The sequence below is a fragment of the Paenibacillus silagei genome (assembly GCF_017874735.1).
Taxonomy (GTDB): Bacteria; Bacillota; Bacilli; order Paenibacillales; family Paenibacillaceae; genus Paenibacillus_AQ; species Paenibacillus_AQ silagei.
On sequence record NZ_JAGGLV010000010.1, the window covers coordinates 158,545 to 183,577 of the forward strand.

17 protein-coding genes are annotated in these 25,033 nt (G+C 55.3%); 10 read left to right on the forward strand and 7 right to left on the reverse strand.

Features of this window, described 5'->3' with window-relative positions; all coding sequences use genetic code 11:
* Positions 1 to 8 precede the first annotated feature (8 nt).
* Entirely contained in the window at positions 9 to 983 is a 975-nt protein-coding gene (locus J2Z70_RS16590; protein WP_209875024.1) for a 2,3-diaminopropionate biosynthesis protein SbnB, read from the forward strand.
* 91 nt (positions 984 to 1,074) lie between these two features.
* Here J2Z70_RS16590 and J2Z70_RS16595 read toward each other — a convergent pair whose 3' ends face one another.
* Positions 1,075 to 1,281 carry a hypothetical protein gene (locus tag J2Z70_RS16595; RefSeq protein WP_209875026.1) on the reverse strand — a complete coding sequence of 69 codons (207 nt, stop codon included), beginning with the start codon at positions 1,279 to 1,281 and terminating at the stop codon, positions 1,075 to 1,077.
* Between the two features lie 104 nt (positions 1,282 to 1,385).
* Positions 1,386 to 1,775 (reverse strand): MerR family transcriptional regulator, encoded by a 390-nt coding sequence (locus tag J2Z70_RS16600; RefSeq protein WP_036723871.1) that lies wholly within the window; start codon positions 1,773 to 1,775, stop codon positions 1,386 to 1,388.
* 117 nt (positions 1,776 to 1,892) lie between these two features.
* Here J2Z70_RS16600 and J2Z70_RS16605 point away from each other — a divergent pair, with 117 nt between their 5' ends.
* The gene (locus J2Z70_RS16605) at positions 1,893 to 2,942 is read left to right on the forward strand and encodes an NAD(P)-dependent alcohol dehydrogenase (RefSeq protein WP_036723869.1); all 1,050 of its coding nucleotides are present in this window, start codon (positions 1,893 to 1,895) and stop codon (positions 2,940 to 2,942) included.
* 106 nt (positions 2,943 to 3,048) lie between these two features.
* On the opposite strand, the gene J2Z70_RS16610 is transcribed toward J2Z70_RS16605, so the two are convergent.
* Both J2Z70_RS16610 and J2Z70_RS16615 read right to left on the reverse strand, forming a co-directional pair.
* Positions 3,049 to 4,329, reverse strand: coding sequence for a glycoside hydrolase family 27 protein (locus J2Z70_RS16610; RefSeq protein ID WP_209875029.1), 1,281 nt, complete (start codon positions 4,327 to 4,329; stop codon positions 3,049 to 3,051).
* A 109-nt stretch (positions 4,330 to 4,438) separates the two neighbouring features.
* Positions 4,439 to 5,320, reverse strand: a complete 882-nt coding sequence (locus tag J2Z70_RS16615) for a helix-turn-helix domain-containing protein (protein ID WP_076076568.1) — start codon at positions 5,318 to 5,320, stop codon at positions 4,439 to 4,441.
* 108 nt (positions 5,321 to 5,428) lie between these two features.
* Between J2Z70_RS16615 and J2Z70_RS16620 the strand changes: the two genes are divergently transcribed.
* Complete coding sequence (locus tag J2Z70_RS16620; RefSeq protein WP_245368288.1) at positions 5,429 to 6,496, forward strand: SGNH/GDSL hydrolase family protein; 1,068 nt, start codon at positions 5,429 to 5,431, stop codon at positions 6,494 to 6,496.
* A 295-nt stretch (positions 6,497 to 6,791) separates the two neighbouring features.
* Here J2Z70_RS16620 and J2Z70_RS16625 read toward each other — a convergent pair whose 3' ends face one another.
* The gene (locus tag J2Z70_RS16625) at positions 6,792 to 8,846 is read right to left on the reverse strand and encodes an ATP-dependent DNA helicase (RefSeq protein ID WP_342593019.1); all 2,055 of its coding nucleotides are present in this window, start codon (positions 8,844 to 8,846) and stop codon (positions 6,792 to 6,794) included.
* A 285-nt stretch (positions 8,847 to 9,131) separates the two neighbouring features.
* Here J2Z70_RS16625 and J2Z70_RS16630 point away from each other — a divergent pair, with 285 nt between their 5' ends.
* The 3 genes from J2Z70_RS16630 to J2Z70_RS16640 all read left to right on the forward strand — a co-directional run bounded on the left by J2Z70_RS16630 (position 9,132) and on the right by J2Z70_RS16640 (position 17,452).
* Positions 9,132 to 10,421 (forward strand): DUF1963 domain-containing protein, encoded by a 1,290-nt coding sequence (locus tag J2Z70_RS16630; protein ID WP_209875032.1) that lies wholly within the window; start codon positions 9,132 to 9,134, stop codon positions 10,419 to 10,421.
* An 88-nt stretch (positions 10,422 to 10,509) separates the two neighbouring features.
* On the forward strand, positions 10,510 to 11,739 hold the full coding sequence (locus tag J2Z70_RS16635) for an ATP-binding protein (protein ID WP_209875034.1): 1,230 nt from the start codon (positions 10,510 to 10,512) through the stop codon (positions 11,737 to 11,739).
* A 4-nt stretch (positions 11,740 to 11,743) separates the two neighbouring features.
* Positions 11,744 to 17,452, forward strand: a complete 5,709-nt coding sequence (locus J2Z70_RS16640) for a HAMP domain-containing protein (protein ID WP_209875036.1) — start codon at positions 11,744 to 11,746, stop codon at positions 17,450 to 17,452.
* Positions 17,453 to 17,579: 127 nt separating this feature from the next.
* Here J2Z70_RS16640 and J2Z70_RS16645 read toward each other — a convergent pair whose 3' ends face one another.
* Positions 17,580 to 18,617 (reverse strand): LacI family DNA-binding transcriptional regulator, encoded by a 1,038-nt coding sequence (locus tag J2Z70_RS16645; protein ID WP_342593021.1) that lies wholly within the window; start codon positions 18,615 to 18,617, stop codon positions 17,580 to 17,582.
* A 317-nt stretch (positions 18,618 to 18,934) separates the two neighbouring features.
* On the opposite strand from J2Z70_RS16645, the gene J2Z70_RS16650 reads away from it, so the two are divergent.
* From J2Z70_RS16650 to J2Z70_RS16665, 4 genes are all read left to right on the forward strand, one after another.
* Positions 18,935 to 20,467: a DUF5605 domain-containing protein gene (locus J2Z70_RS16650; RefSeq protein ID WP_209875039.1), complete on the forward strand. Its 1,533-nt coding sequence runs from the start codon at positions 18,935 to 18,937 to the stop codon at positions 20,465 to 20,467.
* Between the two features lies 1 nt (position 20,468).
* Complete coding sequence (locus tag J2Z70_RS16655) at positions 20,469 to 21,506, forward strand: Gfo/Idh/MocA family protein (protein ID WP_209875041.1); 1,038 nt, start codon at positions 20,469 to 20,471, stop codon at positions 21,504 to 21,506.
* Between the two features lie 179 nt (positions 21,507 to 21,685).
* Positions 21,686 to 22,351 (forward strand): serine/threonine protein kinase, encoded by a 666-nt coding sequence (locus tag J2Z70_RS16660; RefSeq protein WP_209875043.1) that lies wholly within the window; start codon positions 21,686 to 21,688, stop codon positions 22,349 to 22,351.
* A gap of 147 nt (positions 22,352 to 22,498) precedes the next feature.
* Positions 22,499 to 24,022 carry a glycoside hydrolase family 43 protein gene (locus J2Z70_RS16665; RefSeq protein WP_209875045.1) on the forward strand — a complete coding sequence of 508 codons (1,524 nt, stop codon included), beginning with the start codon at positions 22,499 to 22,501 and terminating at the stop codon, positions 24,020 to 24,022.
* A 75-nt stretch (positions 24,023 to 24,097) separates the two neighbouring features.
* Here the strand turns inward: J2Z70_RS16665 and J2Z70_RS16670 are convergent, their stop codons facing one another.
* Positions 24,098 to 24,958 (reverse strand): helix-turn-helix domain-containing protein, encoded by an 861-nt coding sequence (locus tag J2Z70_RS16670; protein WP_209875047.1) that lies wholly within the window; start codon positions 24,956 to 24,958, stop codon positions 24,098 to 24,100.
* Positions 24,959 to 25,033: the final 75 nt, after the last annotated feature.

The window sequence follows — 25,033 nt, forward strand, 5'->3', positions numbered from 1 at the left end:
CCTTGAGCATGTTATATCTGAATACCACAAACCTGGAGCAGATGAATCTTCCCTGGGCACTGTGCATGGATACGATACGGAGTACTGTCCAAGTGATGGCAGCGCACGAATTCTCCCAGCCGATTAAACCCTATCTGCTCTTTGATAAAGATCCAAGCAGCCGGATTATTGCTATGCCCGCTTATGTGGGCGGAGAGATCGGGATGGCAGGCATCAAGTGGATCGCCAGTTTTCCCGGTAACCATGGCAGGCAGCTTCCCCGTGCCCACTCGGTGACGATACTGAATGATTCCGGCAGCGGGAAGCCGGTGGCTATCATCAACAGTCCGCTTATCTCCGGGATTCGTACAGCTTCAGTCAGTGGGCTGATGATCCAGGAATACGAGAAGGTACACCCTTTTGCCGGTAAAATCATTGCCGGTATCGTCGGGTTCGGGCCGATCGGTCAGCTCCATCTGTCGATGCTGAATCAGCTGCTTGGGGACCGGCTGGAGGAGGTTCGGATCTTTGATCCGAATCCGGGTGCTCTGGATCATATCCCGGAAGAGCTTGGGACAAGGGTGCGGCCTGTGGATTCCTGGAAGGAAGCCTACGAAGGGACTGATCTGTTCATCACCTGTACAATTTCCAGCTCCGGTTATATTGACCGCAAGCCCAAAGCACAGAGTCTGCTGCTGAATGTGTCTCTGCGCGATTTCACCCCGGCTATCTTAAGCTATACCTCGGCCATTATTGTCGATGACTGGGACGAAGTGTGCCGTGCGAATACGGATATTGAACATATGCATCATCAAAGAGGGCTGCGGAAGGAAGATACGGCGTCCATCGTCGAGGTGGTCTGCGGCAACGCGCTGGCCAAATTCCCGAAGGAGGAAGCGGTCATGTTCAATCCGATGGGCATGGCTGCCTTTGATATTGCCATAGGATCACTATACTATCGTGAAGCGCTGAATCGCGGGTATGGTAAGGAGTTGGAGGAGTAGGAGCAGGGGGCAAAATCAGCATATAAAATAGCCGGGCCGGATAAGAGATATCCTCTTGTTCGGCCCGGCTGTGTACTGCCTCATCACAAGGCTATGGATTCTTGAGGTGCTTCTTCTCTTCCGGATCTGGTGCAAGGCCGGGAGCTGCTACTTCCGGGTCATTCCCCAGCACGGCGCCTACGACCTCATCCAGCTTATCTGTTTCCGATTGACCGTCCGCCGGACTGGGTTCACCCTCCGGGATCGGGTGGACGCCTGCGGTGCGTCCGTCAAGCGGAGCTTTTTTATCATCCTTCATCTGTCAGTCTCCCTTCTAAGTGCAGGTTCTGTCTTAGGATGTGTCTGCGATAACCGTTCTATGTATCGATAACCGCAGCGGAGGCTGATGAACCATACGGCTGGTTAGGATTGGTGGACCACTTCCATACTCTTTTCCAGGGCAGTCTTATAATAGTGGCATTTATGGTCTATGACTTCCATCGTTTTTCTTAATTCCTCCATCTGCGCTTCTACGGAAGCCTTCCGCTCCAGGAACATGTCGTATCGGCGCTGCAGGGTGGAATCTCCTTCGGAGCACCATTCAATGAAATGCTTAATCTCTTTGATGGGCATCCCGGAGGCCTTCAGGCATTCAATGATCCGCAGGGCCTCCATATCGGAGGGCTTGAATACACGTTTGCCGCTGGGAGTTCTCTCTATAGAAGGGAGCAGGCCCTCTTTGTCATAATAACGCAGGGTATGCGGGGTCATGTTGAAATGCGCTGCCGCTTCGCTTATGGAATAGGTCTTCATCATCGTTCTCCTGTCCTGGATATTTCGGGCTTGACTTAGAGTTAACTTTAAGGAATATCATAGGCTTTGTAAAGCTTAAAGAATGATGTCTACTATTCTATTGAAAAGAGGTTCACTATGATACAAGTTAACGCACGCGCTGCATTCAGCCAGGAAGGCCCGTTCAAGCTAACTACGATCGAACGCCGGGAGCTGCTGCCGCAGGATGTTCTGATCGAGATTAAATACGCCGGTATTTGCCATTCCGATATTCATACCGTCCGCGGGGAGTGGGGACCGGTGAAATATCCGCTGGTTCCGGGGCATGAAATTGCAGGTATTGTCAGCCAGATCGGTTCTGGAGTGACGAAATATGCAGTTGGCGACCGTGTCGGGGTAGGCTGTATGGTCGATTCCTGCGGAGAGTGCAGCAGCTGCCGGCAAGGCGAGGAGCAATATTGCCTGGAGGGGAACACGGGAACCTATGGAGCGACTGACCGCCACGGGCACTATACGCAAGGCGGATATTCCACGCATATCGTTGTCACTGAAGACTTCGTGGTGCGGATTCCCGACAGCCTTCCGCTTGACGCTGCTGCACCGCTGTTGTGTGCCGGAATCACTACTTACTCACCACTGCGCCACTGGGGAGCTGCTCCCGGCAAAAAGGTGGCTGTAGTGGGTCTCGGCGGGCTGGGGCATATGGCAGTAAAAATTGCTCATGCCATGGGGGCTGAGGTTACGGTGTTATCCCAATCCTTGAAGAAGAAGGAAGACGGCCTGCAATTGGGCGCAGATCATTATTATGCCACCACTGATCCGGAGACATTTAAGCAGCTGGCCGGTTCCTTCGACCTGATCATTAATACGGTCAGTGCGCAGGTGAATATCAATGCTTTCCTGTCACTCCTGGCGCTGGACGGGACGTTGGTGAATGTTGGTGCGCCTGCTGATCCTTTGGCTGTTAATGCCTTCTCGCTGATCGGACACCGCCGTTCCTTTGCCGGTTCGATGATCGGGGGAATCCGCGAGACACAGGAGATGCTTGATTTCTGCGCTGAACATCAGATTGCTTCCGAGATCGAAGTGATTTCGGCTGACCAGATTGATGAAGCCTGGGAACGTGTGCTGGCCTCGGATGTGCGTTACCGGTTTGTGATTGATATCAGCACGATGGGGAAGGCCTAAGTCTTTAGAGGGAGCAAGATTCTTAATCTATATTGTTTGAAAAACAGCCTGCAGGAATGGAACTACTCCATTCCCGCAGGCTGTTGGTATTTCTGCCTAGCTTCTCCTACGAGAAGCTATACAACCGCACCCCGTGCGGAGGCACGGTGGTCTGCAGCACGCCGCTGCTAAGCTCAGCAGGCGTCTGGCTCCACAGCTCCGTACCTGCGGCCACGCCGCCGAGGCCGATCTCTTCGAGGTTCAGGTCAACCGGCAGCGGACTGTTGCTGGTGTTGAAGACGGCCGCATACCGGGTGCCATCGTCATGAGCAGCGGTCCAGACGATCAGCTCATCCTTGTAAAGGGCTTCTCTGGCGCCATGGCTCTCGCGCTGCATGCGCAGCACCTCACGGTTGGTGAGCAGCGACAGGGTCCAGTCGTCATTGTCCCGCAGCTCGCCGCCGAAGATCAGCGGCGAACGGAAAATACTCCACAGCGACATCATCGTCAGCTGCTCGTCCCGGGTGAAGCGGGTCCAGCGGTCATCCCCGCCGCCGTCAACGGAGCGGACGCCGATGTGGCCGAGCGGCAGCATGTCGCAATCCGGCCAGGAGCCGGCCTGCGGGACGCCCTGCCAGCTGCGGCAGCGGCTGAACATGTCCAGCAGCAGCTCCCAGCGGTCCCAGAAATCATCCGTGATGCGCCACATGTTGGCGTGTCCGGTGAAATGTTGTGCATATTCTACCGGAGCAGGGCCGGGGGAGAGACTCAGGACCATGGGGCGGCCGCAGTTCTCGATTGCCCGGGAGATCAGGGTAATCTCCGGCTGATGGGTATCGTATAGTCTGGAAGCGGCGATGTCATCCACCTTGACCAGATCGACGCCCCACTGCGCGTACAGTTCAAAGAGTGAATTATAGTAGGCCTGAGCGCCTTCCTTGGAAGCGTCGACACCGTACATATCAGTATTCCATGGACAGATGGAGTTCGTGTGCGCGATCTCGCGGGCAGTTGCCTCCGTCCCCAGAATCGCGGTGCCTGCATGGGCGGCTTGACGCGGAATGCCGCGCATAATATGAATACCGAACTTCAGTCCCAGACTGTGGACATAGTCAGCCAGCGGCTTGAAGCCCTGACCGCCCGCTGCCGAAGGGAAGCGGTTCTCGGCTGGCATCAGCCGGGAGTATTCATCCATGATTAGAGGGACGAAGGGGCGGTACAGGGAGGACACGGCCCCAGGCTCATACCACTGGATATCAACGGTGATATAGCTCCAGCCGTAGTCTTTGAGATGCTCGGCCATATACTCCGCATTACCGCGGATTTCCGCTTCGGTTACGGCTGCGCCGTAGCAGTCCCAGCTATTCCAGCCCAGCGGGGGGACAGGTGCTGCAAGCTTATGATTCATTGTGTAATCTCCTTATCAGATGGATTATTGCTCCTCATAAATCCATCATAGTCAAGGAGAAACCCAATATCTATAGTAATGTTGCAAGTGGAATAGCACTATATTGCGCTTAATCGAAAAAGAGCTGGCGGTAGATCAGGCTCTCGCCCCCGCTGCGGAAATCGCCTGGTGTCAGTCCGGTCAGGCTGCGGAAGGCCTTGATAAAGTAGCTTCCGCTGGAATAGCCGATCTGCTGTGCAATAGCTTCAATGCTTAAGCTCGTCCCCCGGAGCAGCTCCATCGCCTTCTCCGTTCGGACACGGGTCAGATAAGCGCCGGGTGTCAGGCCGGTGCTGGCCGAGAAACGGCGGATGAGATGATATTTGGACAGGGAGACATGCTCTGACAATTGGTCGATGCTGATCATCTGCGGGTAATGCTGCTCGATGAATGCAGCGGCGCGCTTAATATTCTCTGACCATTTGTCCCTGTCGCGCAGCGTAGCTGTCTGCATCCGGGTCAATTCGGTCATGAATTGATAGACACTGGATGAGGCGATCAGCGGATCGGAGATTCTGCCCGCTCCGGCATCCATTACAATCATCCGCGCCAGCCGGACAGGGGCACAATCTGCGGGCAGCCGGGGCACCTCGCCCGCTTCGCGCAGGAATCTGCGCCAGTGGGGCAGGATCAGGCTTGGGCGCAGCAGGAGGAACAGGAACTCCCAGGGCTCTGCCGCATCCGGCGGATAGTAATACCGGTGAGGTCCCGGGATTTCCGCCAGCAGAGCCTGTCCGGCCCGGACCCGGTAGGTCCGGTTCTCTGACTCGAACACGCCCTCACCGGAGAGCGTGTACTGGAACAGCAGCAGCGGGCCGTCGCTGCGCTCCATCCCGTCCCAGCGGTATGCGGGATCGGAGACGGAATCATAACCGGCTGCGAACAATACGCACAGCTGCAGCTCCTTATCTTCGGCAAAGCGAAAGCCATAGGTCCCTCTGGGGATGTCCATTGAGATCCTCCTTTTCTCAACAATTACTTAATATCTTAACATATCATTGAAAATATAAAGCGCCTTTGCTACTGTTACGAATAGAAACGAGAGAAGGAAGGTTATGGAATGTCCCAGATGCAAACGTACCAACCGGCAGCTAATCATGTCAGACTCATCGGACGGACCCACTGGATGGGAGAGGTGCTGTGGCTGGCTCTTTCCGGGAGCGGGGTGGAATTCTCATTCTACGGCCGGGCGGCCCGGATCACTCTGCAAGGCGATGATATTGCTGCAACCGGCAACAATCTGGCCCGGATTGGAATCAGTGTTAACGGCCAGCAGGTGATAGACGATCAGGTGGATCAGCTACGCAAAACGTATACAGTGTTCGAAAGCGATACCGAGCAAGAGGTTACTGTAAGAATAACGAAGCTGTCTGAAGCAGCCATGTCAACGGTTGGCATTGCGGAGATCGCGGTGCAGGCTGAGGAAGGGATTAAGCCGACTCCATCTCCGCAGCATACGATCGAATTCATCGGCGATTCCATTACCTGCGGGTATGGTGTGGATGATGAAGAAGCGCTGCATACCTTTTCTACGGCTACAGAAAATGTAACGAAGGCTTATGCCTACTTGAGCGCAGAGCAGCTTGGTGCGGATTACAGTATGGTGTGTTACAGCGGATACGGCATTATTACCGGCTATACAGAAAATGATCAGAAGCTCACCACGCATCTTCTGCCCGATTACTACGAGAAGGTAGGCAAGTCTGAAGGGAGGTTCGGCGGCAGTCTGCTGCCTCAGGAGATAGCTTGGGATTTCAGCAGATTCACGCCGGAGCTGATCGTTATTAATCTGGGGACCAACGACGATTCGTACACGAAGGATGACCCTGCCAAGCAGGCGGATTATGCAGAGAACTATGTCGCTTTTCTACAAATGGTCAGACGGAATAATCCCGATTCGACCATTCTGTGTACGCTCGGGATCATGGGAGACAGGCTGTATCCTTTCCTGGAGCAGGCGGTGGACCGCTATGCCCGGGAAACCGGCGACAGCAGAATCTCGGTGATGAAATTCGAGGTGCAGCGCGAAGAGGACGGCTACGCCGTTGACTTCCACCCTTCCCGGGTGACCCACCGCAAAGCGGCGGATAGACTGGCGTCAGAGATCAGGAAGCTGATGAAGTGGTGATCTGAGCGGATTAAGGCTGGCGAGTTGGGGAAGCGGGATGGCTGGTGAAGAAATGGAGCGGGTAGTCCAGTGGTGATTGCACTATGTGCAATAGAAATTCATAAAACACCTCTAAAAATAGTCCCTATTGTATTTAGTACAGTAGAATACTGGAGAGAGGCCCAATATGGGCAAAATCTCTAAATTCTGCTGTACATAATACAGTAGCAAGGATAGAAGGGTAGTTTTATAGCTCGATCTAATGTACAAAGTACAATAGGCACATACGTCTCAGCACTCCAACTACCGTCCCTCATCACCGATGAATTCCCTTCTCACGCACAAACCTCTCCAGCACCCCGAACTCCTCCGTCACCTTGGTGAACGGCAGGGCGGCAAGGACCTGCTCCCGGTACGGGTTACGGGCTCCGGCCGCCAGGCGGGAATCCAGGATGCTGAGTACACCGAGGTCTGTCTCGCTGCGGATCAGGCGCCCGGTACCTTGTCTTAAGCGCAGCAGCATGTCCGGCACGTAGACATCCATGAGCGGATTCTTCGCCTGCGCGGCCTTGTATTCGTAGACAGGATCAGCCGGAACCGGGAACGGCAGCCGGAAGACGATCAGATGCGAAAGATCTGCACCCTCGATATTCACGCCTTCCCAGAACACGCCGGTACTCAGCAGCACGCCCTTACTCGTCCGGAACTCAGCGATCACCCCGTCCTGCGACGAGCCTTCCCGCTGCATATGCAGCGCCCAGTTCAGCTTCTCCGCACTCAGCTTCTTGTGAATGTACTTCATATCCTCTTTGGCCGAAAAAAGCACCAGCGTCCGCCCGTCCGTTACATTGCACAGCCGCAGCAGCTCCTTATACGCCGCTTCCAGATAAGCTTCCCGGTTATGGTGGTTATAGTAAGGAACGTCTTTGGCGATATACATCATCGTGTGGTTGTCGTAATCGAACGGTGAAGCCTGACGCTCCATATACTCCCCTCTGTAGCCCAGCGAACGGGAGAGATAAGCGTATTGTTCCTCCAGCGTACCGCCGGACTGGCTGAGGGTTGCGGAGGTGAGGATGACAGAGGTCTTGCCGCTAAATAGACTGTATTTCAGGAATTGGCTGATCCCCTTGGGGCAGATGCTGACGGCAGCTTCTCCCCGGGGCTGGCTGGCCCAGAGCAGATAGTTGTCCTCCGTCCCGGCCAGCACCTGGAAGAGGTCAATCATTCCGTTAACCGCTTCGAAGGTATTATCAATCTCCCGCTCATGCCGGGAGGTCAGCACCGAGAGACTGAGGCAGAACTCCTGCAGAATCTGCACAGCCTGCTGCAGCGGGACTCCGGTAATCGCCGATACTTTAATCCGGTCAGTGTCCTGCTTGGCCGTGTGCAGCAGGTCTGCTTCTATCTGTCTGAATAACTCTTTGGCACAGCGCCGGACGAACTGGCAGGACTTCATCAGGCTGCGGTCCGCCGACTGCTTGAACAGAAGCTGCATGGCATCCTCCAGCACCCGGGAGATCTGCCGGAAGGTGAATTCAAGCGTCTGGGCATCCCTGACCTTGGCTTCCAGATTATGCGCTTCATCTATAATGATCAGAGCAGGCCGCTCGGTGATCAGGCCTTTGGTCCCTTCCTTTTTCTTGATCAGGTCACGGATCAGCAGGTCCTGGTTCACGATGATGATGTCCATCTCGCCCGGGCCGGCGTTGATCTTGGCCCGCATGTCGTAGAAGGCGCAGGTATGCTTGTAGTGGCAGTGCTCGAACTTGCAATCTGTCACACACACGTTAGACCATAGGGCATCACTGACTCCGCCCTTCAGATCTGCCCGCTCGTTGATTTCTGCATTCAGGATACGTTCTGCCATTACCGTGAGCGGGGAGCCGGACTCCCCGGACGGGAACAGGTCCGCTGCCCGGTACCGGCAGGCATATTGCCCCATGCCCTTGCCGACTACAGAGCGGACCATGGAGAAGCCGAGCCGGCTGCCGATGAACCGCAGATCCTTATGGATCTGTTCAGAGAGCTGGATGGACGAGGTGGCGATAATGACCGGCTGCCGTGAGAGCTGGTTGATGAGCAGGCCGGGAATCAGGTAGGCGAAGGATTTGCCGATACCGACTCCGGCTTCAATCATGGCATTGCGGCCATGGACATAAGCGTCGGCAATATCCAGCGACATATCCTGCTGGCCGAGCCGTTCGGTGAGACCGAGCCGTTTGAACCGGTCATACATGCGGAAGATGGCATTGACCAGGGCAGGCTCGGCGTTTTTGGCCGGCTCCTGCTTCTGTAATTTGTAGAGATCATTTAACCAGTTGATAACGACCGCCCCTTTTCCTGAAATATAAGGTTTTATAGGTTTCACATTATAAATGTTCCTTCTATTTCTCGCTGAAACAGTGCCATCCCTAAAAGGACAGCAAAGCTGCTTCCACTTGTCAATGTTAGTCTTGTCCTGCATGATATACGGCAGAGGTTGTTATTATCTTAGATGGCGGGCAAACAGTCAAGGGTAAAGGGTAAATCTGTCTTCTAGATCCTGGAAGTTCGTCCCTTGTAGGCGGCAGCGGGGCTTCATTCGATCGGAAGGTCCATATCTATTATAATGAGGGCATAATCTGCGTACTGATCACGAAGGGAGAGAGAACATATGAGCGAACGTCTGCCTTGTCAGACCCCGGGCTGCACGGGAAGCATTCTTCCTGCAACCGCACTGAAGACCGGGGGGATCTGTATGCCCTGCCAGCAGCGGAAGCTTGCAGAGGAGAGACAAGCTTATATTGAGCAGAACCGTAAAGAGGTGAACAGGTACGCCGGTATCCATGATCCGGTTGAAATTCTCACCATGCTGCACAGCCCGCGGAAGCCTGATCCGCTGATCAAGGAAGTCCCTTACCCCCGGACCGCACAGGAGCTGTATCACGGACTGACGGAGGAAGAGAGAGGGCGGATGGAGAGCTACGCCGTTCATTTATTAGAAGAAGAGGATATAGACCAGGCGGAGACGGTGCTGGTGTCACTCCTCTGCTTCACGGATACACGGCTTGGGCCGGGTCTGGAAATGCTCCTCCACACAGGGAATTATGCGCCCGCGATCCTCTTCAAGGATGCTGACGCGCAGGTCAGGGACCGGCTCATTGCTCAGGTGGAGTCCGATCCGGTTAACCGTAATCTGCTGCTGCTGGCGCTGGCCTGGATTGGCGATGAAGAGGTGGTCAGGCTGTTCGCGGCATGGCGGCAGTCCCCGCCGGAGTGGGCGTCAGCGTTATATATAGCTCCCGAGATGTATGCCCGTGAAGCGGGCTGGGAGCTGGATGCCGGAGGCGGCAAAAGGCAGCTGTATCATCCTGAATGTTACCCCTTCCTGGTAAGCAGGGAAGACACTCTGGAAGCGCCTGGTGCTCCGGCGGCTGTTCAAATGCTCCAGACAGGAACGCACGCCTGTCCTTGGTGCGGAGGTGCGCTAACTGTTTTATTTGATTACGATTTGCAGCATCCGCAGGTTAGGTTCATGGAGCTTCCCGGCAAGCGACTAAGAATTGCAGCCTGTATGCACTGCAACTGTTATGGCACTGTATATATGAAGGCTGATCTGGAGGGTGGGTATGCATGGAGTGAATATAATGTTGTTCCTGGATATCTGCCTGACAATACTGGAGGAGCATTGGCGTTCAACACGTGGCATGTAATGCAGCTGTCGGAACAGCCGGCAGGTACTTATGAGAGTGCATACTGGGTTCTGGAGGCACCGGCCTCGCAGATCGGAGGTCATCCGGCCTGGATTCAGGATGCGGACTATCCGGCCTGTCCCTGCTGCGCACAGACGATGACTTTTGCGGCGCAGGCGGATATGGGCCAGGTGGCGGAGGACGAGGGAATTTATTATGCTTTTCTGTGCCGGGAGTGCCTGATTACAGCGGTGAATTACCAGCAGACCTGAGTTTCGTTATTTGAAATTTTGGGTATATAAGCTATATTTTCGAAATATAAACGCAAGGCATGCTACAACCTGGAAAGCGAGGGTTCTCATGGATTTTCCAGTCAATATCCTGCTTGTAGACGATCATCCCGAGAACCTGCTTGCCCTAGAGGCCGTTCTCCGCGGAGAGCCTTACCGGTTGTTTCGGGCCTATTCCGGGATTGAAGCTTTACGCTGTCTGCTGGAGGAGGAATTCGCCGTCATTGTGATGGATGTGCAAATGCCGGATATGGACGGGCTGGAGACGGCGCGCCTTATCCGTACCCGGGAGAAGAATCATGTGGTGCCGATTATTTTCATGTCCGCTAACAGTACGACGATGGAGGATATCTTCGCAGGTTACTCTGTGGGTGCGATGGATTACATGACGAAGCCCTTCGTCCCGCAGCTGTTCAAGTCCAAGATTGAGGGCTATGTCAGTATGTATGAAGCGAATAAGACGCTGCAGCTCCAGAGCGAAATGCTGAAGCAGCAGGCGCGGCAGCTGGAGAAGACGAATCAGGAGCTTCGGGAAGCGAAGGAAGCGGCAGAAGTTGCCTCCAAGGTGAAATCTGAATTCCTGGCGATGATGAGCCATGAGATCCGCACGCCGCTGAACGGGATCATCGGGATGTCTGATCTGCTGCTCGCCTCTGATCTGCCGGAGGAATATTGTGAGATGGCGGGGATTATCCATACAAGCAGTAATGCCCTTCTGTCGGTGATCAATCCCATTCTCGATTATTCCAAGCTGGAAGCCGGGAAGCTGGTGGTGGAAGATGCGCCGTTCTCTCTGCAGGACTGCCTGAGTGAGACTATTGCTCTGTTCACTGCTAAGATCCGTGAGCGGAAGCTTGATATGGTAGTGGAGATTGATCCTGCTGTGCCGCCTGATCTGGTGGGAGATGTGAACCGCCTCCGCCAGGTGCTGAATAATCTCGTAGGCAATGCCGTGAAGTTCACCCATGCAGGCAGTGTATACATAATGGTTAACAAGCAGGAGGGACCGGCGGAGAAGCTTACGCTTGAATTCACAATCAGAGACACAGGAATCGGGATTCCCCCGGATAAAATCGGCGAGCTGTTCCAGCCCTTCTCCCAGCTTGATGCCTCTACCACACGCAGGTTCGAAGGCACGGGGCTTGGCTTATCGATCAGCAAAGCACTGGTTGAGCTGATGGGCGGAAGCATCCGGGTCGAGCCATCGGAGGAGCCCGGGGCTACGTTTGTTTTTACAATTGTCGTTCGTGAGCATCTTGGATTGGAGCAAAAATACGTGCTGAATAAGGGGCAGGGTTGATATTATGAGCGATGACAACCAAATCAAAGAAAACCAGGGCGATGGAATAGACGCCGGTGAACTGCTGAGCGCCTTAATGGCGATGAAGAAGGGCAATTTCTCCCACCGGATGCCTTATGACCGGACGGGGCTCGCTGGTAAGGTAGCCGATACGTTCAACGAGATTATGGAGATTCAGGAGAGCCTGGTGAACGAGGTTCAGACGGTGGCCAGAGTGGTCGGCAAGGAAGGGAACCTGTCCAGACGGTTCGTGCAGAAGAATCTGGGCGGGTCCTGGGAGACGGTGACCGATTCCTTGAACGGCCTGGTGATTGACCTGATTCAGCCGACCAGCGAGATGGTCCGGGTGATTAACGCCGTAGCCAAGGGCGATCTGTCCCAGCAGGTGGAGCTGGCGATTGAAGGACGGCCGCTTACGGGCGAGTTCCAGCGGACGGCAAGCAATATCAATATGATGGTCAATCAGCTCAGCACGTTCGCCTCCGAGGTTACACGTGTAGCGCGTGAGGTGGGTACCGAAGGTATTTTGGGCGGACAGGCTGATGTGAAGGGGGTCTCCGGCACCTGGAAGGATCTGACCGACAGCGTCAATTACATGGCGACGAATCTTACGGATCAGGTGCGCAACATCGCAGCGGTGACAACGGCGGTAGCAAACGGCGATCTGTCGAAGCAGATTACGGTCAATGCGCGCGGCGAAATCATGGAGCTGAAGAATACGATCAACACAATGGTGGACCAGCTCTCCATGTTCGCCTCTGAGGTGACCCGGGTGGCGCGCGAGGTCGGGACCGAAGGCAAGCTCGGCGGACAGGCCGATGTGAAGGATGTCTCCGGCACCTGGCGGGATTTGACTGAGAGCGTCAACTATATGGCGTCCAACCTGACGAACCAGGTGCGGAACATCGCGGTGGTGACCACGGCGGTGGCCAACGGCGATCTGTCGAAGAAGATTACCGCCGATGTGCAGGGTGAAATTCTGGAGCTGAAGAATACGATCAATATCATGGTGGATCAGTTATCGACCTTTGCTTCCGAGGTGACCCGGATGGCGCGTGAGGTGGGTACGGAAGGGATTCTCGGCGGGCAGGCTGATGTGAAGGGCGTGTCCGGCACCTGGCGGGATTTGACCGAAAGCGTCAACTATATGGCGTCCAACTTAACGAATCAGGTGCGCAATATCGCGGAAGTGACCACGGCGGTAGCCAAGGGCGACCTGTCGAAGACGATTACCGTCGATGCGAAGGGCGAGATTCTGGAGCTGAAAAGTACCATTAACATCATGGTGGACCAGCTCAGCAATTTCGCCTCCGAGGTCACGCGTGTGGCGCGCGAGGTATCTACAGAAGGAATTCTCGGCGGACAGGCCGATGTGAAGGGAGTCTCCGGAACCTGGAAGGATCTGACCGACAGCGTGAACTTCATGGCGGGCACGCTGACGGATCAGGTGCGCAATATCGCTGAAGTGACGACTGCCGTGGCGAAGGGGGATCTGTCCAAGCAGATTACGGTGAATGCGACCGGCGAGATTCTGGAGCTGAAGAACACCATTAACACCATGGTGGAGCAGCTGTCGATCTTCGCCTCCGAAGTGACGCGCGTGGCGCGTGAGGTCGGCACGGAAGGCATGCTGGGCGGACAGGCGCAGGTGAAGGGCGTAGCCGGGACCTGGCGCGATTTGACCGAGAGCGTGAACTATATGGCGTCCAACCTGACGAATCAGGTGCGCAACATCGCGGTCGTAACGACAGCGGTGGCGAACGGGGACCTGTCCAAGAAAATCACTGCGGATGTGCAAGGCGAAATTCTGGAGCTGAAGAATACGATCAATACGATGGTCGACCAGCTCTCCATGTTCTCCTCCGAGGTGACGCGTGTAGCACGCGAGGTCGGTACAGACGGCAAGCTCGGCGGCCAGGCGCAGGTGAAGGGAGTAGGCGGCACCTGGAAGGACTTGACCGAAGGCGTAAATAACATGGCCCGCAATCTGACGGACCAGGTGCGTAATATTGCAGATGTGACCACGGCGGTAGCCAAGGGCGACCTGTCCAAGAAGATTACCGTAGACGTCAAGGGCGAGATTCTGGAGCTGAAAAATACGATCAACACCATGGTGGATCAGCTCTCCATCTTCGCCTCCGAGGTGACGCGTGTAGCGCGCGAGGTGGGTACGGACGGCAAGCTGGGCGCGCAGGCCGAGGTGAAGGATGTGTCCGGCACCTGGAAGGATCTGACCGATACCGTCAACTTCATGGCGAGCAACCTGACGATTCAGATGCGCAATATTGCCGGTGTAACCACGGCGGTAGCGAACGGGGATCTGTCCAAGAAGATTACGGTGGATGTCAAAGGCGAATTGCTTGAGCTGAAGAACACGATCAATACGATGGTGGATCAGCTGAATTCGTTCGCCTCTGAGGTAACGCGTGTAGCGAGCGAGGTCGGCACGGACGGGAAGCTGGGCGGACAGGCCCAGGTGCGCGGTGTCGGGGGGATCTGGAAGGATCTGACCGACAACGTGAATATTATGGCCACCAATCTGACCGATCAGGTGCGCGGCATCGCCAAGGTCGTGACGGCGGTAGCGAACGGGAACCTGAAGCAGAAGCTGACGGTGGAGGCCAAGGGTGAGATTGCCGAGCTGACGGATACGATCAATAACATGATCGAGACGCTGGCCACCTTCGCTGATCAGGTCACTACCGTGGCCCGCGAGGTTGGAGCCGAAGGGAAGCTGGGCGGTCAGGCCAGTGTGCCGGGGGCCGCGGGTACCTGGCGTGATCTGACGGACAACGTCAATTACATGGCGAGTACGCTGACCACACAGGTGCGGGCCATCACCAATGTGGCTACCGCAGTGACTAACGGCGATCTGTCACGGGCGATTGATGTGTCCGCCTCCGGGGAGGTTGCCACGCTCAAGGATAACATCAACGAGATGATCCGTAATCTGAAGGAGACGACTCGCATCAACACCGAGCAGGACTGGCTGAAGACCAATCTGGCCAAGTTCTCGCGGATGCTCCAGGGGCAGCGCGATCTGTATGCGGTCAGCCGGATGATCCTGTCCGAGCTGGCTCCGCTGGTATCGATGCAGCATGGCGTCTTCTATATTAATGAACCCTCCGGCGGGGAAGCGGTCTTGAAGCTGTTCGCCAGCTATGCGTATCAGAACCGCAAGCATCTGGCGAATGAATTCCGGGCGGGGCAGGGGCTGGTCGGCCAGTGCCTGATTGAGAAGCAGCGGATTCTATTAACCAACGTTCCGGGCGACTATGTGATGATCTCGTCCGCACTGGGCGAAGCAACGCCGCTTAATATCATTCTGCTGCCGATCATCTTCGAGGATCAGGTGCTGGCGATTCTGGAGCTGGCGACCTTCCGGCCTTATAGCGATATCGACATCGCCTTCCTGGATCAGCTTACGGAATCCATCGGCAGTGTGATCAACACGATGCAGGCGAACCAGCGTACGGAGGAGCTGCTGATCCAGTCCCAGTCGCTCACCGAGGAGCTGCAGAAGCAGCAGCTGGAGCTGCGGAGTACGAATGACGAGCTGGAGGATAAGGCGAAGCTGCTCGTACTCCAGAAGGCGGAGGTGGAGAGCAAGAACCATGAGGTGGAGGTGGCCAAGCGTTACCTGGAGGAGAAGGCGGAGCAGCTTGCCCTTACCTCCAAGTACAAATCCGAATTCCTGGCCAACATGTCCCATGAGCTGCGCACGCCGCTCAATTCCTTGCTGCTTCTGGCAGAACAGCTGGCCGAGAATCCGGATGAGAATCTGCATGAGCTGCAGGTGAAGTTCGCCAAGACGATTCAGGATTCCGGGCTTGAACTGCTGAACCTGATTAATGATATCCTTGATCTGTCCAAAATCGAATCCGGCACGATCACGCCGGATTTCAGCGAAGTTTCGCTGGCGGAGCTGACGGACGGTCTGGACCGTTCTTTCCGCCATATGGTGGATGCCAAGAAGCTCGACTACCGGATCAAGATTGATCCCGGTGTACCGGCTAGCATCGCCACGGATTCCAAGCGTCTGCTGCAAATCCTGAAGAACCTGCTGTCGAACGCCTTCAAATTCACCGAGCAGGGACAGATTATGCTGCAGATCCGCAAAGCGGCTGACGGGTGGCACCCGGACAAGGAGTCGCTTGAGCGGGCCACCACCGTAATCTGCTTCTCGGTAAGTGATACGGGAATCGGCATTCCGGCGGAGAAGCAGCAGATTATCTTCGAAGCGTTCCAGCAGGCGGACGGCAGTACGAACCGGGAATACGGCGGAACGGGTCTCGGGCTTGCCATCTCCCGCGAGATCGCCGAGATGCTCGGCGGAGAGATTAGCCTGTACAGCGAAGTGGGCAAGGGAAGCGTATTTAACCTGTACCTGCCGACAGATGCGGAATTCACTGAACCGGAGCCTCCGAAGGCTCATGTTCCGGAGGTCATTGACATTACCCCGGCCAAACGCAGAAGCAGCCTTGTCAAGCCGGAAGAGGAGCCCTTCGCGGATGACCGCGATGGGATTGAACCGGGAGACCGGGTGTTCCTGATCGTTGAGGATGACCAGAAGTTCAACGAGATCATTCTGGGGATGCTCCACAAAAAAGGAATCAAAGCGGTTATCGCCACCAGCGGCTGGGATGTCCTGGAGCTGGTTCAGAAATACCAGCCGTCGGCCATCACGTTGGATCTGCATCTTGGCGGAGATACGGACGGCTGGCTGGTGCTTCAGCAGCTCAAAAACGATATCGGGGTGCGGCATATTCCGGTCTGCGTAATGACCGTGGATGAAGACGAGGTGCAGCTGCTGCAGAAGGGGGCTTACGACTACTTCCGCAAGCCCGTGACCAATGAGGAGCTGGAGAATGCGCTGGACCGGCTGAACCGGTTCGCGGATCACACCACGGCTAATCTGCTGGTCGCCGTCCAGGATGAACAGGAGCGCAAGCATATAGCCGAGCTGCTGGACAATCCTGATCTTACACTCACCGCCGTAGAGACCGGGCGCAAAGCCCTGAACCAGTTGAACAACAAGACGTTCGATGCGATCGTGCTGGACAGCAGCCTGGCAGACATGAATCTGATCCGCTTCCTCCGGGAGATGTACAAGAACGCCAGGAACAAAAGAATCCCCGTGCTGGTGCAGATGAACCGGAAGCTGACGCCGGAGGAAGAAACCGAATGGGATGAGCTGGCCAAGATGGCGGTGCTCAAAGAGGTGAAATCGGATGCCCAGCTGATTGATGAATCCACCCTCGCCCTGCACCGCAAGGCAGAGGATCTGCCGCCGCTCTCCAGAGACAAGCTGGTGAAGCTGTATCAATCGGATGAGATGATCGAGTATAAAAAGGTGCTTGTCGTGGATGATGATATCCGCAACATCTTTGCGCTTACCTCTATTCTAGAGCGTCATCAGATGAAGGTGATCCCTGCGGAGAACGGGCAGGATGCGATCACGCTGCTGGAGCAGACGCCGGATATCGGAATTGTCCTGATGGACATCATGATGCCGGGAATGGACGGCTACGAGACAACCCGGGCGATCCGGGAGAAGCCGGAGTGGAGGGACCTCCCGATTCTTGCGCTTACTGCCAAGGCGATGAAAGGGGACCGGGAGCTGTGCCTGGAAGCAGGCTGCTCGGATTATATTACCAAGCCGGTGAACAGCGGACAGCTGTTATCGATGATGCGTAGCTGGCTGGACGAATAGAGCAGGACGATTAGTACGGACCCTAAAACAGGTCCATGGAACAGGAACAGGAGCCAACCCCTTAGCCGCGATGATGCGGTTAGGGCTGGCTCCTGTTTTTTTGCAAATAGGCTGTGAGTGTAGCTTATTAATCCGCAGAGGGTTCGAGCCGCCGGCAGGAAGCTCGCTCGATCAAGAGGGTGTCGACTTTGACCTTGGTGCTGACTGCGGACTGCCGGTGAAGAGAAGCGGTGAACAGATCCACTGCCCATGCGGCCATCCTTTCTTTCTCTACATGAACCGTGGTCAGCTCCGGGGCTACAATCTGCGATTCATTGATATTATCGAAGCCGATGACGGATACATCCTCCGGGACGGAGAAGCCCAACTCGCTGAGCGCCTTGATCGCGCTAATGGCGATGTAGTCACATTCACAGAAGAAGGCGGTGGGAAAAGGCTGGCCGCTGTCCCTGAGGTGCTGCAGCTTGTCCCGTAACGGTCCCTGGGAGGAAAATAAAGTCGGCGGCACCGCCAGCAGGCTGCTCCCGGGAATCTCCACCCGCGCCTCCGCCATGGCGTCCATGAACCCGCGCTGCCGTTCCCCGAAGTTATGAATCCGCTCCTCGGATGCGATATAACCGATTCTCCGGTGCCCGTGGCCGGTCAGATAGGTGCCTGCCTGATAAGCCCCCATATAATTGTTGATCTCGACAAAATGGACAGGCAGCGCATCGAAGCAGGTGTCCAGCACGATCAAGCCGGGCAGCTTGTCCGCAATATCGGCGATTCTGGCCGCATCCAGGCTGGTCCCGAGCAGAATCACGCCGCTGGTGGGCTCCTCCATCACTGATTGAATGCCCTGCTCATAGTTCTTCTCTTCAAGCGCGGAGAACATCAGACTGTAGCCCCCCATCCGGCAGCGTTCCTCGATATGATGAATCAGCTCCCGGAAGAAGGGCTGCTGATAGTACTCCTCATGGACCAGTCCGGCATTGGTGAACACCAGGAACCGCAGGGTGGTGGCGTTCGCTTCGGCGGCCGCTGCTCTTCCCCTGCCGGTGTATCCGTAGGTCTCCGCCAGGCGCAGGATTCGCCCGCGTGTCTCCGGCCCGACCCCCGGCTTCCCGTTCAGCGCCAGCGAGACGGCCCCCTTGGAGACCCCGGCCAGCCGGGCAAGCTCCTCCATATTCAATGACAAGACCTCCATTCAGCATCGTAGCTTAAGTATGTTTAGTGTAAGGGAAGGCGCCAATTTTAGCAATGAAGCGTAAATTGTATTTATGTTTAGTTATGTTTAGTGAATTTGGCATATAATCGAGGTTAATATAATAGTTGAATAAGCTGGTTTTTAGCTTGAATAAGAACGTTGACGATGGCGTGAAGGTGTTGTAGGATTGCTTTATAATAAATTTATAGTTAGTGATATTAGTTTTGTTTAGTTATTGTTTAGTTTGATGTTGCTATTTGTATATCTTAGGATTCATACAGAAGGGAGCAGGACTTATGGCTAATCCGAAGGAAGCAGGGCAGGCTGAAGCATTCCAGGGGAGGGTCTCCGTATCGGTGCCTGACCAGACTTCACAGTGGGGCGTATGTGAAATTGTACTGCAAGGAGGTCCTGCCGGGGGCAATCCGTTTACGGAGGTAGCGCTGCAGGCGGAATTTTCGATGGGAGAACGTTCGGTTCTTGTTCTGGGCTTCTATGATGGGGAAGGGGTATACCGGATCCGCTTCATGCCGGAGCATCAGGGGAAGTGGGCGTTCCGGACCAGCAGCAATGCGCCTGCGCTGCATGAGCTTGAAGGGGAACTGGAATGCACGGCTGCGGCAGGCGGGAATCACGGTCCGGTCCGGGTGCGGAATACCTTTCATTTTGCCTATGCGGACGGAACGCCCTATCTTCCTGTCGGCACGACCTGCTACGCCTGGACCCATCAGGGGGATGAGATGGAGCGCCAGACGCTGGATACGCTGAAAGCGTCTTCTTTTAACAAAATAAGAATGTGCGTGTTCCCGAAATCCTACTCCTATAACGAGAATGAACCGGAGTACTACCCCTATGAAGGCTCGGTCCAGGCAGGCTGGGATTACAGCCGGTTCAACCCGGCGTTCTTCCGGCATCTGGAGGAGCGGATTGCAGACCTTGGGGAGCTGGGCATCGAGGCCGACCTGATTTTGTTCCACCCGTATGACCGCTGGGGCTTCGCAGATATGGGCAAGGAGGCGGATGACCGCTATCTCCGGTATCTTGTAGCCAGGCTCTCGGCGTACCGTCATGTTTGGTGGTCGCTGGCCAATGAATATGATTTTATGAGAAACAAGGTGCTGGCCGACTGGGAGAGGTACGCGCATATTGTAACGTCGTATGATCCTTACGGGCACCTGATCTCTAATCATAATGGCATTGCCTTCTATGATTTCAACCAGCCCTGGGTTACGCATTGCAGCATTCAGCGTGTGGATGCTTACAAGACCTCTGAGCATACGGATGAATGGAGACGGCGCTGGAATAAGCCTGTCGTGATCGATGAATGTGCCTACGAGGGTAATGTCGAGCATGGCTGGGGAAATATTACCGGGGAAGAGATGGTCCGCCGTTTCTGGGAAGGCGCGGTCCGTGGAGGGTATGTCGGACATGGGGAGACCTATCTGCACCCGGAAGATAAGCTCTGGTGGGCCAAGGGCGGCCGGCTGTATGGCACGAGCCCTGAACGGATTGCTTTTCTGCGCCGCGTGCTGGAAGAAGGACCTTCTGAGGGTCTGAACCCGCTGCCTTCGGAGTGGGATCTGCCCAGAGCCGGGGTGGAGGATGAATATGTTCTCTATTATTTCGGATTCAACCGGCCGAAGTTCCGCCAGTTCACGATGAACCCGGAGTTCCGCTATAAGGTGGAGCTACTGGATACCTGGAACATGACGGTGGATGAGCTTGCGGACAGCTATCAGGGAACCTTCAGGGTCGATCTGCCGGGACGGACATATATGGCGGTGAGAATGACGCGCCTGCGCGATGAGCATGACTTGGAGGCTAAATAGGATGTGGAAGATTGGTATAGTGGGTGCCGGGTATTGGTCGGACAAGCATTTGCAGGCATGGCAGCGTATCCCCGGCGTTCAGATTCAAGGCCTGTGTGACCTGGATTCGGTTAAGCTGCACAGTAAGGGGGAGGCATACGGGATTCCTCGGGACATGCTGTACTCCACGCTGGAAGACATGCTGTCTTCTGCGGAGCTGGATATTATAGATATTGTTACCGCGCCGGATACCCATCCTGAGCTGGTCGGACTGGCAGCACGGGCCGGGAAGCATATCCTGTGCCAAAAGCCTTTTGCCCGCTCCATGGAGGAAGCCTGTGAGATGGTGGAAACGGCCCGTGCTGCGGGCGTCCGGCTGATGGTTACAGAGAACTGGCGCTGGCTGCAGCCGATTCAGGCCATCCGCAAGCTGCTGGATCGCGGAGCTGCAGGACGGCTCCAGATGATCCGCTATATCCACACGGATTATTATTCACCGCGGTTTGCCCCGGAGCATGAGCTTCCGCAGCCGTTCTTTCGGGAGATGCCGAAGCTGCTGTTCTATGAGATGGGGGTTCACTGGTATGATACATGGCGGTTTCTGTTCGGGGAGCCTAAGCGGCTATATGCGGAGACCCGGAAGGTCAGCCCTTATATTGCCGGAGAGGATGCCGGGCTAATTACACTTGGCTACGACGATTATATGGGACTGATGGATATGAGCTGGGCCACCCGGCAGAATCTGCCCGGCCCGCTAACTCTTCCGGTGCTGCCGGACCATAAAGAGCAGCTGATTATTGAAGGCGATCAGGCTACAATTAAGCTGTACAGCAGCGGCACACTCAGCCTGATTGATAACGACGGGCTGGAGACTACGATTTCGGAGGACAACAGCCTTGATTTTGAAGAGAGCCATTACCGGCTGCAGTCGCATTTCATTGAATGCCTGGACACTGGCAGGGAATTCCAGACGAGCGGCGAAGATAATCTGAAGACGCTGGAGCTTGTATTCGGGACCTACCGAAGTGCGGAGGAGCATGAGGTCATTCATTTAGCTTAACTCCAAGGTGGCGGCGTGGATGATGGGCGAGTGCACAGGTACGTTCAAATATATGAAGAGCCGGAGAGCTGTTGTCCGGTTCTTCGCGATGCTTACCGGCAAGATTGGCTGATCGCCGGGGAATAGCGTACACTGGGTGGATAGAGTCATTACTGAACTTAAGCTGCGGGGTGAGAAGGATGGACAAGCTGCTGGAGCAGATCACGGGCGAGCTGCTGGGTCAGGTTAATATAGAGAGCGTGAATCCGCTGGAGCCGGTGAAGGTCAGCGGTGTACCAAAGCCCTGGAGTGTGCTCGGAACCGGAAATTATGCGGCTGTCTTCTGCCGGCAGGGAGCCGAGGAATTCGCAGTGAAGATCTACGCGCCGGGCAGGCCGGGCATTGAGGAAGAAGCAGAAGTGTACTGCCGCCTTGGACAGCATCCGGCCTTCTCGGAGTGCTATTATGCCGGAGCGGATTTCCTGATCCTCAAAAGGCTGGGCGGAGTCACCTTCTACGATTCCATGCAACGCGGCATTCTCATTACCGGACAGGCTATTGAAGACATTGACAACGCGCTTCAGTATGCGAGATCCCGGGGACTGCGCCCGCATGATATCCATGCCAAGAATGTGATGCTCCGGGACGGGCGGGGACTGATTGTGGATGTCTCGGATTTCCTGAAGGATGACGACTGCAGCATGTGGGAGGACTTCAAGCGGCTGTATTACCGGCTGTACCGGCCCGTGGCTTCCCGCCGGGTATTTCCGGTTCCGCGCCTGATTCTGGAGACGGTCCGCAGAGGGTACCGCTTATGGCGTCGGCGGAAGCAGAGGCGGAGCGGCTTCAATGATTTGAAAAGGTAACTATATAACATCTGCACGGAACTAAGCGCGGCCATGTCTGGATTTTGCTATTCCCGTGACTTGAAAGTGAAGGTTTGGCAGAGCGATTCCAGATATAATCGATATAGAACCTAGAATTCAATTGAAAATGGACAGGAGCGCGGCTTCATGCACTATACCAATCCCATCATATCCGGTTTCCATCCCGATCCCAGCATCTGCAGGTTAGGGGATGATTATTATCTGGTGACCAGCACATTTGAATATTATCCGGGCGTCCCTGTCTTTCACAGCAGGGATCTTGTCCACTGGCGTCAGATCGGCCATTGCCTTACAACGGTAGAACAGCTGCCGCTGGAGAATTCGTGGAGCTCAGGCGGAATATTCGCGCCGACCCTCCGTTACCATAACGGCTGGTTCTATATGGTGACCACGAATGTAAGCGGGATGGGCAATTTCTTCGTCAAAACACAGCATCCGGAAGGTCCCTGGTCGGAGCCCTATCTGGTTGCGCAGAGCGGAATTGATCCTTCCCTGTACTTCGATGAGGACGGGCGCGTATATTTCCAGTCCGCCATGGACGGCGGACAGGGGAACGGGATCTACCAGTGCGAGATTGATATCGCGACCGGGGAAATGCTGACCGGGAGCGTGCTGATCTGGACAGGAACGGGCGGCGCTCATCCCGAGGCTCCGCATCTGTACCGGAAGAACGGCTGGTATTATCTGATGATCGCTGAAGGCGGAACGGAGTATGGACATATGGAGACCATCGCCAGAAGCCGTCAGCCTTATGGTCCGTATGCTGCTTGTCCCCATAATCCGATTCTGTCCAACCGCAGTACGGCAATCAGCATACAAGCCACAGGCCATGCCGATCTGGTTGAGGCACAGGACGGGAGCTGGTGGGCGGTGTGCTTAGGCATCCGTCCGGTCTCCTATCCGATGGGCCATCATCTGGGCAGAGAGAGCTTCCTGGCTCCCGTAACCTGGACATCCGAGGGTTGGCCGGTTATCGGGAACGGCGGCCACATCGAGCCGGTTATGGACTCGCCGCTGCTGCCGGAAGTCCGCTGGCCGGCGAAGCCCGTAAGAGACCATTTCGATGATACCCGGCTGGGGCTGGACTGGACTTTTCTGCGTAATCCGGCGGAAGGAAGCTGGTCGCTCGAAGAACGGCCGGGCCATCTCGTTCTGCATGGCCACGAGGCAACGCTGAATGAAGCCGCCGCACCTGCCTTTGCGGGCCGCCGCCTCAGCCACTTCACAGCCAATATAGCAGCAGAGCTGGATTATGAGCCGCAGCATGAAGGGGAAGAAGCCGGAATTGCAGTGTACAAGAACGAGAAGCATCATTATGAGCTGGTGATCCGCTCTGTCAGCGGGCGGAGAGCCGCCGTGTTCCGGCGGACGGTCGGTTCACTCCGGGTGGAGCATGTGGAGGAGTGTCCTGACGGGCCGGTCATCCTGAGAATCAAGGCGCTGCCCGGCAGCATAGAAGCCTCGGTTGAGGCACCGGATTCCGGGGTGATCGAGCTGGGGGCTGGAGAGACACATTATCTCAGCACCGAAATCTCAGGAGGGTTCACCGGGGTATTCGTTGCCATGTATGCAACGTCCGTGACGGGACAGGGCGCTCCGGCAGCGTATGACTGGTTCGATTATGAGCCGCTGGATCAGCCGGCGGTATAAGGAGTGAGCAGCAGTTCCTTGGGACATGCTGCTCTTTTTTGCGTTAAACGACGTATGGACCTGGCTGCTGCACAACTACTGCTGATTGCGGTAGGCCTTCGGAGACTTGCCGTACGTTTTTTTGAAGAGACGGGCGAAGTAGTTACTGTCATTAAATCCGCACCTATAGGAGATGTCTGTAATAGGGTGTCTGGTTTGCTTGAGCAGTGAGCATGCATGTTCCAGCCGGAGACGCTGAATATAAGCAATCGGTGTAGTCAGATAATACGCCTGGAATATCCTGTTCAAATGACGGACGGAAATATCCGATTTGGCGGCAATGGCATCAAGAGTAACCGGTTCATGATAGTGATCCTCAATATAGGAGATCGCACTGGCGAGGTGCATCAGGCTGTTGTCCACGCCCTTTTCCTGAATGTCATAATGTCTGGACAGATACACGACCAGCTCCATGAATTTGGAGGCGAGCATGGTCTGATAGCCGTGCTGCTTCTGTTCATATTCGGTAATCATGCCGGCCACAAGCGATGAGACAGCCTCCAGGCTGACGATGGGGAGGTTCATTTTGCTTTTATAGGCGTTAATGCTGCGGTAAAAGGGTTCTAAGACAAACAGCGCCTGATAGCCGTTCAGCGTTCTTAAGTCTGGTCCGGCCAGCTTAAGCATGCCTGATTTGTACATAATGTTGCAAATTCTGAAATCATAAGGGTCCTTATAGGCATGGGGAGTGCCGCCGTTAATCACGAATACATTGCCTTTCTTGATAAAAGCCTCTTCGTCGTTGACGATATGCGCAGCATGTCCGTTCAGCACAATGACAAGCTCGGAGAAGTCTGCATGCTGATGGAGGGAGGTGTCTTCTTCGTGCCCGCCATATTGGATAAAGAAAGGAAAATGCTCGTCAGTCGTGAACCAGTTCAAATATACATTGCTCACAAAGCTCCCACCTCAGAAATACGTATTTGTCTATATAATGCTAGTCTGCGACTTGAAAATCAAGGTTATCCGCCA